This is a genomic window from Bartonella sp. DB5-6 (assembly GCF_000278115.1).
GTDB lineage: Bacteria > Pseudomonadota > Alphaproteobacteria > Rhizobiales > Rhizobiaceae > Bartonella > Bartonella refiksaydamii.
Genome location: NZ_JH725119.1, coordinates 38,497 through 50,808, shown reverse-complemented (window position 1 = coordinate 50,808; position 12,312 = coordinate 38,497). Strand labels below are relative to the sequence as shown.

Below are 12,312 nucleotides of genomic sequence, written 5' to 3'. Positions count from 1 at the left end.
ACAACAACGCGCTTTTCTGGTATCTTCATTGCATATATCCTTGCGGTTTTCCCCCATTAAAAAAAGGCAAAAGACTAATGGAATAGCGAATGCGCTGGGATTGACCAGAGCGGGCGATAAAGTCGTGATCTTGACTGATGCTGGTGATCACCACGGGGCCATGGAGAATGGCACTATAGGTCGTATCATTGATCCAACGCAGCATCTGAACCGGCTTTGCGGCACGAATAGTTCTGGTGATGGCATCAATGGCTATACGATCACCAAATTCTTCTGGAAACAACACGCCATGAATGGTTTTGGGGTCATTGCCATAGCCGGTAAATTGCAAACTGGGTGCCTTGCCAAAACGCTCCATAGGAACCCATGAGGCAGAAAACTCTTCTTCAAAGGATTGGAAATTCAGCCAGTCCACATAAAATTGATGCGGACCTAACATCATCAAAGGATCTCTCATAGGCTCCCTCCCCTCATTCTGTTTCTGCCATTATTCACTCCCCGCTCTCATTCTGTTCCCCCATGCAGGGCATTGGCGCGTGCACGTTGCAAAGCGTGACTTACCGCACGACCGGTAGCAACGGGATCACGGGCACCATTGATATGCACTGTGACATTTTGATTGTGGGTGGTGGGAGAGCGGTCTTTCTCTCTTTGCTCTGGACCAGATGGATTTGCATGACCAGCACCCGCAAATTGTGCTATGGGTTGAATGGCTGTTTTGCCCCCAAGCCAACTGGGTAAATGAAACAGGTCGGATAAATCAACGCTGCCAATCCATTCTCTGATGCGGCTTGGCAAAGATTTAAAAAAATCACTCAACTTTGTGATGGGTGCCATAAAGCCATCGACAATCCAATTGGCCAAGTCCTCCCCTGCTTGTTCCATACCGGCTTTGGCATCATCAGAAAGTTTTTCTTGGGCAAAAAAAACTTCCCAACCAGCCCCAAAAGTTAGTGATACTGTGCTTAAAGCCCTCCCATACATTGCCAAACCATTGGGCAACAAACCCGAGACCCTGTTTGAACTTTTGCCAACGTTCAGAAAAGTCAAAAGCAGCAGTAATGGCGTTTTTCCATTTGGTGATGGTTACGGTATCAGCACCCCAAAAAATATACCGATCGTTATACACTCAACAAAAAATTTAACAAATATATTTCATTAAGTTTCAGAAATAGAACAACGTAATAACAACTCCACACTAAAAAAACTAAAAAGGACTACGCTTTCATTGACAACCATGAATAAAATATTCGCCATTTACCTTATGATAACTACTATATAAATAACAATAGAAAGACACTAAATCAAAATCAATGATATAAATTGCACGCATAATGATTTCAAAAATAAAAAAATTTAGAAACTATTTTTGAAAATTTCTAACTGATTTCTCCTTACCTTTTATGAAACTACATTACTGTATCTATTAAAATACGCTCTACACTACACCATCATGCCCAGAGCCAATGATTCAAGGACAACAAACATATTAAACGATCAAAAGACCTTTCCATGTTCTTTTATTGTCCCATAGAATAACATTCTCTCTAGGAAAGGAGGAAAGTGTAAACTTATCGACAAAAACATCCTTCAAGATGATCATTGACAATCCCAACGGACTGCATAAAAGCATAACAAATTGTAGGACCAACAAATGTCCAACCACGTTTCTTCAAGTCCTTCGAAAGACGAAGAGAAGCAGGTGTTATGGGATTAGCCAACAATGTTTGAAAATCTGTTTTTTCATAACGCTCTGATTGTGGTGGTTGAAACGACCAAAAATAGCGGGACAAACTCCCCCACTCTGTTATAATTTCCTGCGCTCTAAATGCATTATTAAGCACCGATTGAATTTTTCCTTGATGACGAACAATACCTTTATTCTGCATCAACATTTGCACCCTTACTTCATCATAATGCATAATTTTTTCAAAATCAAAATGATCAAACGCATTCCGAAAAGAAGAGATTTTTTTTAAAATTGTAAGCCAAGAAAGCCCTGCTTGAAAACCTTCAAGACAAATTTTTTCAAACAAATGGCGATCTTCAAAAACAGGTTTTCCCCATTCATTATCATGATAAGCACAATAAAGTGGATTCGTACCTGCCCATGAACAACGAATTTTTCCATCCGCCCCCATAAGAAGCCCTTCCTCGAGCACCACATTTATTATATTAAAAGAGCGTTCCTTGATCATCCTGCTTCGACTTGATCCGTTTAGATTTTAAAGAGCGATTGAGAACATGATCACGCGTTGAAAGACTAATTTCACCATCAAAAAAACGTAAATTTATTTGCCCCGTTTCAGGAAATTGCACCAACCGTTTAATGGGCTTATGATCCTGCCCCAAAGCCAAAACAAAACCACGTTCTAAAATATTCTGATACGAAGTGCTTTTTAAAAGCCTAAACGCGACCTCTAACTGAGCACGTTGTTTTTCCACATTGTGCACAAACGCACGATGAAGGCGTACAGTATAATCCTTTGTATTACGTTGCGCTTTTTCAGTATCCAGTAAACGCGGTGAAAAACGTATGGCAAGCGCACGAAAAGAAAAATGTTTTTTATCGCAGCTCACATGAAAAGCACGCAGCAATCGACTTGAAACTTCATCAAAACCACGCCGTGGTAGAGCAAAAAGTTGATCGACAGTCGGAAGCCCTCGTATAATAGCACGCAATTTTTGTTGATGAAAATCAAAATAACGCACCAATCCCTTGCGTAAACGAGCACCAAGAGATGCCACATACACTTCGAGATCAAGCTTAACAGGAACAGCCTTCTCTGCCGCTCCTGTGGGAGTTGGAGCGCGCCAATCAGCAACATAATCAATCAAAGTCCAATCCGTTTCATGCCCAACAGCAGAAATAACCGGAAGAGCAGACGCATAAACAGCACGAACAACAGCTTCGTCATTAAATCCCCATAAATCTTCTAAACTTCCCCCTCCCCGCGCAACAATAATAAGATCAGGTTTGGGAACAAGCCCTCCTAAAGGAAGAGCATTAAAACCTTCAACAGCAGCAGCCACTTCCTGACCACTTGTTTCCCCCTGAACACGAACGGGCCAAACCAAAATATGCAATGGAAAACGATCTGATATACGATGAATAATATCACGAATGACAGCGCCTGTTGGTGATGTCACAACGCCTATAATTCGCGGCATATAAGGCAAGGTTTTTTTCTTAGATTCATCAAATAAACCTTCATTTGCAAGCTTTTTCTTGCGCTTTTCTAGAAGTGTCATCAAAGCGCCAACCCCTGTTGGCTCAAGCGCTTCAATGACAATTTGATATTTTGATGACCCCAGATAAGTTGTTAGTTTGCCGACAGCGATCACTTCCATCCCTTCTTCGGGAGGAAATTTGAGCTTTTCCATAATGCCACGCCAAATAACAGCTTCCAATCGCGCCTTATCATCTTTTAAGGCAAAGTAAGCATGCCCAGAAGCATGAGCCCCGCGATAACCTGATATCTCTCCCCGCACCCGAACATAACCAAACTTCTCTTCAACAACGCGCTTTAAAGCCCCTGCTATTTCGGAAACAGTAAATTCTGCTGCATTCGTTGCACTTGCTTTTTCACCAAACAAATTTACCATTTTTCAATTCACAGAAGTTGCGATATCCAATCTTAACATTCACACAAACACATCTTTAAAGAGAATGAAATGCTTCTCTCAAAGAGAAAATCTTGAAATTATACTCTGTACACAACATTTCAATCCAGCACCGATATGCTTCAACGCATTGCAAAGTTTTTAAACCACATACAAAACGTTGAAGACATCATAATCATACTTTTTTGTATTTTATAAACTTAATACTCTCTATACCCTCTTATTTTTCAATTGCACTATAAAAAATATGTGGTGCGCTATTCCAAACCCATTTTTTGACATCCGGTGTCATAGCAACAATATTATATGTCTGATAGATAAAAGCATAGGGTCCTTTCTGCATAAATTCACGCTGCAAATCAGCATACATTTGCGCCCGTCTTTGTGGATCTTTTTCAAACAACGCATCCTGAACCTTTTGATTCATAGTTTTATCAAAATACCCATGGCACCAACTAGCATAACCTGTATTTTTTGCCTCATACCGATTATCAGGATTGTAAATAAGACGTGAAGCCATGGTATGGGGATCACCAGAGCCATTATTCCATCCGAAAAAAATCGTATCAAAACCCCGTGCATAAAATTTTGAAAATAACTGCGTACCTACAAAACGTTCAATTTTAAAACGCACCCCAATCTTTTTTGCATTGTCTTGAAGAGACTGAGCAATAGGCAAAGCAAAAGGATAAGGAGATGCACCTGCAAAAATCTTGGCCTCAAAACCATCCGGATATCCTGCCTCCGTTAAAAGCTGCTTTGCTTTTTGAAGATCAAGTTTAAAGGGTTGTCCTTCTTTTTCATCCAAAGCTCCCAAATTACCAAGAGGAATAAAACTTGCACGTGGAACACCAACATCTTTAAGAAGGGTCTTCCCGAGTCCTTCATAATCAATAAGATAGCGCATCGCCAAACGCACCTTTTCATTAGCAAAAATTGGATTTGTAGCATTAAAGCCCCATATGATCATGGAAGGCGCCAATACTCTTTCAACTTTAATATCTGTTGTTGCTTGGAGATCTGCTACATCCTCTGGCATCAAATTACGTGCAACATCGATATCGTGTTTTTGCAACAATAAACGTTGTGTTCCAGGCTCCGCGACATGGCGAATTAAAATCTTCTTCAATTTAGGCACCTCCCCCCAATAATTGGAGCTTGCATGCAACAAAAGAGCTTCTCCAGGACGCCAGCTACTTATCTGATAAGGACCAACACAAGCAGAATGGCTGGCCAAATACCGGTTTCCCATATCGCCATCTTGTTCGTGTTTTATGAGTGTCTCACGATCCAGCAAAGCAACAGTACGATTAGTAGAAATATTACTAAGAATAAGTTCTGCTGGATAAGGTTTATCAAATTTCATCACCACGGTTTGTTCATCCGGTGCTTGAAAAGCTTCATCAACATTCTGTTCTGTGATACCATATTCATTAAATGTCGCCGCATTGGACATCTTCAATTTAACAACTCGCCTCATGCTCCAAATAAGATCATTAGCGTTAGCAGGTCGACCATCATTAAACTTCAAACCATCGCGCAAATGAAAAGTAATAATCGTGCTTTGGTCGTCACTTAAAACATTCCAACTCTTTGCCAAAGAAGGAACCATTTTAGTTGCATCATCTTTAGCTGATTCAACTAAATTATCACAAACATTGACAACAATTTCAGTTCCATAACGGTCATTAAGTTGTGCAGGATCAAATGTACTTATTGCATCGAGATTCCAACCCATCACGAGAGTATCGGCAGGAGTTTTCGCTGAAACTTGTTGCACAAACATCCCCATGGAAATAAGAGCAGAAGCAAAAGATCTGCCACCTTTTAATATTTTCCTTTTCAAGTTCATAAACTTTTCCTTTTAAAGCTTACTCTATAAATTTCCCATGCAACAACGACAGACAAAAATAATAAGATCAGGTAAAAAACATACCTCTTAGAAATAAAATCCACCCCCCCCTCAAAAGCAGCGGCTACCTTGTAACCACTCTTTCCTCCTGATAAAGGTATAAGCTAAACCAAAAGATGCAACGAAACACGCTCTAATATCCAATGAATGATATCACGGCATGACAACACCTGTTGATGATGTCACAACACCTAAATTCAGGGCATATAAGGCAAAAGCTTCTTCTTTATTTCACCAAACAGAACTTCTGCTTCAAACCTCTTTTTGCGATTTTCTAAAAAGAGTCTTCAGAGCACCAACTTCGGTTGGTTTAAAAACCTTAATCATCCTTTGATATTTTGATGATCCTCATAAGCACAGTTGCTAACCATGGACATCCCTCTCCTTCCTCACAAGGCAATTTGAGCATTTCTATGAACTCACACCAAAGGACAATCCCCAGCATCTCATCATTTTTTAAGGAAAGACGATGTGATTTGAAGCATTAGCTCCACACTAAACCCATATTCCCCAAATTCACCTACATACAACAAAATTTTTTCTCAACAGCACATTTTAAGTCCCCCGCTTTTTCTAAAAAATACTAAATTCTGCTTAAATCTTAATATCTATGTGTACATGCATTTTACAAAAATGCATAGCCCTTCTCTAAAGAAGAATTTCTTGGAGTTACTCTGTAGAGAATATATCAATACATTTTATCAATAATCTTCGATATTTTGCAAAACTTTTAAATCCTATACAAAACACCGAAGATATCATGATAGTATTTTTTATATGTTACAACATTTAAGACATACTTATTTTTCAATGGCATTATAAAAAATACGTGGTGCACTATTCCACACCCATTTTTTTACATCAGGTGTCATAGTGATAATACTATACGTCTGATAGATAAAAGCATAAGGTCCCTTTTGCATAAAATCACGCTGCAAATCAACATACATTTGTGCCCGTTTCTGTGGATCTTTTTGAAACAGGGCATCCCTTACCTTCTTATTCATACCTTCATCAAAATAGCCATGGCACCAACTAGGATAGCCTGTGTTTTTAGCCTCAAATCGATTATCAGGATTATAAACAAGGCGTGAAGCCATTGTATAAGGATCTGCAGAATCGTTATTCCATCCCATAAAAATTGTATCAAAACCCCGTGCATAAAGTTTTGAAAACAACTGCGTACCTACAAAATGTTCAATCTTAAAGCGCACGCCTATTTTTTTTGCATTGTCCTGAATAGACTGAGCAATGGGCAAAGCAAAAGGATAAGGAGATTTTCCTGCAAAAATATTGGCCTCAAAACCATTCGGATAACCTGCTTCTGTCAAAAGCTGCTTAGCTTTTTTTAGATCAAGCTTAAAGGGTTGCCCTTCTTTTTCATCCAAAGCCCCAAGATTACCAATGGGAATAAAGCTTGCCCGTGGAATACCAACATCTTTAAGAAGAGTCTTGCCAAGACCTTCATAATCAATAAGATAACGCATCGCCAAACGCACCTTTTCATTGGCAAAAATTGGATTTGTCGTATTAAATCCCCACATTATCACAGATGGCGCCAACACTCTTTCAACTTTAATATCTGTTGTTGCTTGGAGATCTGCTACATCCTCTGGCATCAAATTACGTGCAACATCGATATCGTGTTTTTGCAACAATAAACGTTGTGTTCCAGGTTCTGCAATATGACGAATTAAAATCTGCTTCAATTTTGCTGCCTCTCCCCAATAATTGGAACTTGCACGCAACAAAATTGCTTCTCCAGAGCGCCAGCTCACTAATTGATAAGGACCAACACAAGCAGCATGACTTGCCAAATAGCGATTTCCCATATCACCATCTTGTTCGTGTTTCATAATTGTTTCACGATCAAGCAAAGAAGCAACACGAGTAGTAAGAATATGTCCAAGGATTATCTCTGCTGGATAAAGTTTGTCAAATTTCATCACCACAGTTTTTTCATCCGGTGCTTGAAGAGTAAAATCAACATTTTGTTCTGTAATTCCATATTCGTTAAATACTGCCGCTGCAGACAACTTCAATTTAACAATCCGTCTCATCCCCCAAACAAGATCATGAGCACCGGCAGACCGACCATCATTAAACTTCAAACCATCACGTAAATGAAAAGTAATTACTGTACCCCCACCCTCATTTGAAACATCCCAATTCTTTGCCAAAGAAGGTGCTATTTTAGCTGGATCATCTGTAGCGGAATCGATTAAGTTATCACAAATATTGGCAACAATTTCATTGCCATAACGTTCATTGATTTGCGCAGGATCAAAAGTCTCGATTGAATCGAGATTCAAGGCCATCACGAGGGTATCGGTAGGTGTTTTTGCTGCAACTTGTTGCACCAGTATTCCCAAAGCAATAACAGCAGAAGCAAAAGATCTGCTACCTTTTAATATTTTCCTTTTCAAGTTCATAGACTTTTCCTTTTAAAGCTTATTCTATAAATTTTCCGTGCAACAACGAAAAGCTTCTTCTTTATTTCATCAAACAGAACTTCTTCTTACGACTTTCTCAGGAGTGTCACCAAACCGCCAATTTCAGTTTGTTCAAAAACCTCCATAACAATTTGATATTTTAATAATCCTAGATAAGTTGTAAGCTGCCTAGAATAACCACATCCATCCTTTCTTCAGACGGAAGTTTGAGCTTTTCCATAACTCCACACCAAGAAACAACTCAAAACCTGTGTTTCACCATTTTTTAAGGAAAATGGTAGCGCGACTTAAAGCATGTGCAGCATAATAACCTGTTATTTTCCCATACACCTGCAGCTAATAATCAAACTTTTCTTCAACGATACATTTTAAAGCCCCCTGCTCTTGCAGAAACACTAAATTCTGCGTCCCTCGTTCCGCCTGCTTTTTCAACAACAAACTTACTATTTTTTCAATTCACGCAGATTAAAACATCCAGTCTTCACTATCTATGTAAACACAATTTTATCCGAATAAATAGTCTTTCTAAAATAGGATGTCTTGAAATTACAGCCTATACACAACATATAAGTCCATTATTAGGATCTTCGACGTACAGAAAATTTTCACCACCATGTAGAGCGTCGAAACATTATCAACATTCTCTCGCAAATTCTTAGAAAATAAAGAATATCCATCAAGTTAATGAAAGGAATGCTATGAAAATACCTCGAAAAATGCCAACAGAACACGAGCGCGTTTCAGAAACAAGTGCAGATGTTACACCAGTATTACAAGGTGGTGAACTCGAAAAAAAAGTAAGGAAAAACAAAAGAACCATTTCTTCTTTATGGCGATGATGCCATTGTGTCCCACAATGAAAGCGTAATATACGCGAAAGTATGTTAAAATGAACAAAAGGAAAAAGTTGTCTAATTCTCTTCACGCATTTCTTGGAGGAATATTAGGGCGTGTTACTTTAAAATTGCTCATCCTTTCATTCCTTGTTGGCATCATGATGAATTTTCTTGGATGGACTCCTCGAAGTCTCATGCAAAGAATAATAGAGTTTTTTAAATCTCTATGGGAAACAGGATTTATAACTCTTGCAAATTTTTTCCATATGTCCATGATGGGAGCTATTGTTGTTGTGCCTGTTTTTCTTTTTCTACGCATTTTTCATAAAAAATAAATGCTTTAATGTTTCCCCTTCTACTAATCTTTTCGAAAAATCAAACGACATACAAATCCTGTACTAACAGCTATAATCACCGCTACAATACCATATATAAAACTATGCTTGTGCGCTGCATGAAAAATTGTATAAGCAATATGCGCTTTAACAATTTCAAGAGTTGTGGTCGCACAATCAATAAATTCCCCATCGCGAAAAAGATAAGCACGAGCCTGATAATGTCCAACAGGAATATTTGCTGGCAAACGAAAATGCGCTGTAAACAGTGCACCGGAACCAAAACGAACACCACCCACTTCCTCGTGATAAAGATTTTTGGCTTTTTGCAATTTTATAAGTTCATCACGAAAAATTTGTATTTTTTCCTGATCTTGTTCATCCGTCTGCAGCAACAAATAGGGTAATCCTAGCCTCAAACGTTTATAATCTTCAACGCCAGTAATATCATCAATCTCACGCGTTGTGACCATAGAATAAAAGAGAGGAACATCTTTAAAAGTGAGGGAATCTGCGTTAACCCAAACTCCAGCATTACGTTTCTTTTCTCGCATAATCATAGGTCGAGCTTGTCCCTCCAAGCTCACAATAACATCATAACGGCTCTGTCGAGCATGTGACGAATTAATATTCTCTAAAACACCAGCAATATAAAGATCACGGCCATCAAAATGTGCATCAACTGTAATCGTATTCGTTGTTACGATAATTTGGATAGTCTCATGATCCACTTGGTCAATGAGTGCAGCTTTCGTGCCAACATGCCCCCACATAGAAGAAGAGACTATACAAAAGCAACCCGCAATGATGCATAAAGAAAATAATCTACCCATTTTTATCTCATCAGAATATCCAAAGAGAAAAGATTATCAGGGCGTACAAATAATTGGAAAGCAAGACGCATACATACAATCAACACCAAAAATGCAAGCGCCATGCGCAATTGTTCAGCCTTTAATTTTCTTCCAGTGCGTGTTCCATATTGTGCACCAATACTTCCGCCAAGCATCAACAAAAAAGCCAAAACAATATCGACTGACTGATTACTTACACTTTGTAAAACTGTAGTAAAAGAAGAGACAAATGTAATTTGAAAAAGTGAAGTTCCAATCACCACGCGGGTCGGGACACGCATAAGATAAATCAATGCTGGTATCATAAAGAACCCACCACCAATCCCCATAATAGAAGACAACAAGCCAACAATAAGACCAATTCCTAAAACTGGAATGATGCTGACATATATCATTGATGTCCGAAAACGCATCTTTAACGGCAAACGATGTATCCAATTATGTCTACCTGCAAGACGAATATTGACTTTTTGCGCTGTACGTTGGCGTATCATATCACGCCAACTTTCAATAATCATCAAACTTCCTACGCTCCCAAGAAGAATCACATAAAGAAGCGAAATCATAAGATCTAATTGCCCTATTTTTTTCAAAACAGAAAAAATCTGAATCCCGATTAAAGAGCCAATTCCCCCTCCAATCACTAAAAAAATACCAAGTTTTATATCAAGAGTACGTCTTCTAAAATGTGTAATCGCCCCAGTTACAGATGATGCAATCATCTGATTAGCCCCTGTTGCAACAGCAATAGCAGGAGGGATATTATAAAAAATCAATAAAGGCGTGATGAGAAAACCACCACCAATTCCAAAAAGTCCTGAAAAAAAACCAGCAACAACCCCCATACCAATCAAGATCAGCATGTTGAGCGACATTTCAGCAATTGGTAAATAAATACTCACTTACAGAACCTTCAAGATAATTTGAAGTTTTTTAGATAATCCGAGAGCCTCTCTCTAATTAATTCCCTTCTTCAATAATCTTTGTTTCATGTTGAAAAGAACAAGTTTAGATGCCATACACGTTTTTATAAAATTACGAATGTGCAATCTGCCTCACATCACTTAACCTAACATCATAAAATTAAAAAAATGAACTCCTTTTAAAAAAACATGAAAGCATAACGTTATCGCTGCCATAAATGCAATGATTAAAAAACAAAGAAGAAGTTTTTTAAAAGGATAACGCAAAAAAAAGGAAATTCCCAGAGACTCTGCTTTCAAGGAAGAATATTGATCATTTTCAATGTAATGACCAGATGTTTGAACAGTAGGATGCCTTTCTTCTATTATAGAATTCCCCACAAGTTCCTCAGCCTCTTTTGAACAAGGCTTCATACCCTCTATTGGTGAAGAGCTTCTATTCTCTTGTTGCAATGTGTTTTCAACATTTGTTTGGATTGAAGTTGTGCGATTTTGTTCCGAAAAATTTTGTGCCTTTTGGGGCGACGAGCATTCTAGGCTTTCTTCACATGCCATATGAGCAAGATGCTGCACAACAGAATCAAACGATTTTGAACGAGACATATGCCGTGTTACTGCTGCTTGTTCTAGGCTTTTCTTCTCTCTATGCAAACTCTGAACAAGCATTTTTATCTGCTCTAAATGCTCAAACAACTTTTTTTCTTTTTGGCGACGTATATAATGCTCTGCCAAAATCGCCCGACTAATATCATCCAAGTAAGATTTTAAACTCTCATCCACGGAACTTTGCAATGTCAAACGACGAGGTGAATGCTTCATCCGCATTTGTGCATGAACAGAGCGCAATTTTTTAGCGATATCCGACATCCTTACTTCAGTAGGCGTGCCCATCTTTTCCTTTTTCTCAACGACAAAAAAAGAAGGTTTTTCATGCTTAACTTGCTCTATAATATGACTCTTCGTATTCAAAAACGCTACCCCTCACTGTATTGCAAACGCTACGCCTCATTAATTCTTTGCAAAGAATCACATAAATGAATGGAAATTGTGCTTTATTTTAGTAAATAGAGCTTTAAGAATTTCCAAAACATTGCCAAAAATCTTTAAAAGAATGAATTTTGATTTTTCCGCTTTCAAGATTTAAATTGAAAAGCCATTCCCTATTTTTGCTTTTTTTACTTTTTTGCCATTACATAAAAGACCTCTATAAAGAAAGAATATCCTCATAACACACACTGATTTTTTACCTTTTTGTTCAAACGAAGAAGGCAATTATTGAAGTGCAAAAAAGCTAAATATAGATTGAACACAACGATAAGAGTACAAATAAATGTAAGAAAGCTTATATAATGAGAAAACCAATTATAAGTGAAGT

At 38.3% G+C, this 12,312-nt stretch carries 12 protein-coding genes; 3 read left to right on the top strand and 9 right to left on the bottom strand.

What is annotated here, in order from left to right; genetic code table 11:
• Window positions 1-25: 25 nt before the first annotated feature.
• From MCO_RS06110 to MCO_RS06090, 5 genes are all read right to left on the bottom strand, one after another.
• A complete protein-coding gene (locus MCO_RS06110) occupies window positions 26-457 on the bottom strand; it encodes a phage tail protein (protein ID WP_007552667.1) in 432 nt (143 codons plus the stop codon).
• A gap of 47 nt (window positions 458-504) precedes the next feature.
• Entirely contained in the window at window positions 505-1,005 is a 501-nt protein-coding gene (locus tag MCO_RS06105) for a hypothetical protein (protein ID WP_007553272.1), read from the bottom strand.
• Window positions 1,006-1,571: 566 nt separating this feature from the next.
• A complete protein-coding gene (locus tag MCO_RS06100; RefSeq protein ID WP_040298973.1) occupies window positions 1,572-2,198 on the bottom strand; it encodes a DNA-3-methyladenine glycosylase I in 627 nt (208 codons plus the stop codon).
• Complete coding sequence (xseA, locus tag MCO_RS06095; protein WP_007553270.1) at window positions 2,176-3,606, bottom strand: exodeoxyribonuclease VII large subunit; 1,431 nt, start codon at window positions 3,604-3,606, stop codon at window positions 2,176-2,178. The genes MCO_RS06100 and xseA overlap by 23 nt, the downstream gene beginning before the upstream one ends.
• A 238-nt stretch (window positions 3,607-3,844) precedes the next feature.
• On the bottom strand, window positions 3,845-5,476 hold the full coding sequence (locus tag MCO_RS06090) for an ABC transporter substrate-binding protein (RefSeq protein WP_007553269.1): 1,632 nt from the start codon (window positions 5,474-5,476) through the stop codon (window positions 3,845-3,847).
• Between the two features lie 220 nt (window positions 5,477-5,696).
• Here MCO_RS06090 and MCO_RS10615 point away from each other — a divergent pair, with 220 nt between their 5' ends.
• Window positions 5,697-5,870: a hypothetical protein gene (locus MCO_RS10615; RefSeq protein ID WP_155799351.1), complete on the top strand. Its 174-nt coding sequence runs from the start codon at window positions 5,697-5,699 to the stop codon at window positions 5,868-5,870.
• Window positions 5,871-6,336: 466 nt separating this feature from the next.
• Here MCO_RS10615 and MCO_RS06085 read toward each other — a convergent pair whose 3' ends face one another.
• Window positions 6,337-7,968, bottom strand: a complete 1,632-nt coding sequence (locus tag MCO_RS06085; RefSeq protein ID WP_007553268.1) for an ABC transporter substrate-binding protein — start codon at window positions 7,966-7,968, stop codon at window positions 6,337-6,339.
• Window positions 7,969-8,687: 719 nt separating this feature from the next.
• Between MCO_RS06085 and MCO_RS10870 the strand changes: the two genes are divergently transcribed.
• Both MCO_RS10870 and MCO_RS06080 read left to right on the top strand, forming a co-directional pair.
• Window positions 8,688-8,828, top strand: coding sequence for a hypothetical protein (locus MCO_RS10870; protein WP_007553267.1), 141 nt, complete (start codon window positions 8,688-8,690; stop codon window positions 8,826-8,828).
• A 50-nt stretch (window positions 8,829-8,878) separates the two neighbouring features.
• Window positions 8,879-9,160, top strand: coding sequence for a DUF6460 domain-containing protein (locus MCO_RS06080; RefSeq protein WP_196794030.1), 282 nt, complete (start codon window positions 8,879-8,881; stop codon window positions 9,158-9,160).
• A gap of 23 nt (window positions 9,161-9,183) precedes the next feature.
• On the opposite strand, the gene MCO_RS06075 is transcribed toward MCO_RS06080, so the two are convergent.
• From MCO_RS06075 to MCO_RS06065, 3 genes are all read right to left on the bottom strand, one after another.
• Entirely contained in the window at window positions 9,184-9,993 is an 810-nt protein-coding gene (locus MCO_RS06075; RefSeq protein WP_007553265.1) for a TIGR02186 family protein, read from the bottom strand.
• Between the two features lie 2 nt (window positions 9,994-9,995).
• A complete protein-coding gene (locus MCO_RS06070) occupies window positions 9,996-10,916 on the bottom strand; it encodes a sulfite exporter TauE/SafE family protein (protein ID WP_007553264.1) in 921 nt (306 codons plus the stop codon).
• Between the two features lie 162 nt (window positions 10,917-11,078).
• Window positions 11,079-11,906 carry a hypothetical protein gene (locus MCO_RS06065; RefSeq protein WP_007553263.1) on the bottom strand — a complete coding sequence of 276 codons (828 nt, stop codon included), beginning with the start codon at window positions 11,904-11,906 and terminating at the stop codon, window positions 11,079-11,081.
• Window positions 11,907-12,312 lie beyond the last annotated feature (406 nt).